Origin of the sequence: Brevibacillus sp. HB2.2 (genome assembly GCF_013284275.1) — a bacterium.
Lineage (GTDB): Bacteria > Bacillota > Bacilli > Brevibacillales > Brevibacillaceae > Brevibacillus > Brevibacillus brevis_D.
Map to the genome: position 1 here is coordinate 1 of NZ_JABSUV010000102.1, position 963 is coordinate 963.

General features: G+C 40.0%; 1 protein-coding gene. It reads right to left on the bottom strand.

What is annotated here, in order from left to right:
- Positions 1-335, bottom strand: a 335-nt coding sequence (locus HP401_RS29470; protein WP_173607624.1) for a DUF4280 domain-containing protein, incomplete at its 3' end; no start/stop codon positions are given.
- Between the last annotated feature and the right edge of the window lie 628 nt (positions 336-963).

A 963-nucleotide genomic window follows, 5' to 3' on the forward strand; every position in this document is an offset into this window, starting at 1 on the left:
CCGACCATTTTGTCCGCTTTCCCATCTATCCATGGCATTGTTGTCAGAGGTATGCACGGCATTGGCGTAAGTACACCGTTGTTAGCTGCCGTGGCTGAAGCGACTGTGGGATTTTGTAAGCTGCTGCACTTTCCAAAGGGCATGATATTTACATTTGGAACAAAATCCATGATGTTCATTTGCGGTTTTCCTTTTACAAAAACACCATGGCTGAATGGCATTTTCAGCCGACTCTGTTTACTTCCGCTGCTGCAAGATAAAATAGCTCCCACAACCACGTAGCTCTTGCGTTCCGCACTTGATTGTTGGATGTTGATACCTTCAATATTGGGCATTCAGTCTCCTCCTCTCTGTAAAGGATTCAATACAGATGGAAGACTCATGGTGATCGATATGCTAGATATCCAATCTATAAGTAAAAAGGAAATAATACCCACATTTTGAAGTATCGGATGTAGAATGATTACGAGCGATAGGTATAAAGTTACAAATACACCTTTATGTACAAAAAAAACACCTTATTCGGTTTTGAGTCTGCCCTGCTCGATATACCTGCAACATGGATTAAAATAAACGAATATTGCCATGTGGTGCCAAAAATGCAAAAAGAAACTTCCGACAACTTCGAGAGAAAGCTGAATGCTTTTGTTGAATCAAGGTGAAAAAGAATCAAGCGGCAACCTCTTGGGGGTTATGTAATCAGGGAGGATGGTTGAGGGCATAAAAAAACCTTGTTTCTCAAAGGTTTTACAAATGTTTTTATAAGTAGATACTCGAAAGCATCCCGGTTCCTTTCGTCTCAAGCAACAAAATAAAAAATAGACCGTGATCGGCCTATTTTGTCTTCACCAGACAAAAGCTTTCGGTTAAAGCTTTTGATGGACACACTCTGCTTATTTGACAATTACTTTGATGGTTTTGAGATAAACTCCGTACTGGTCATATTGATACAGATAATCCGTT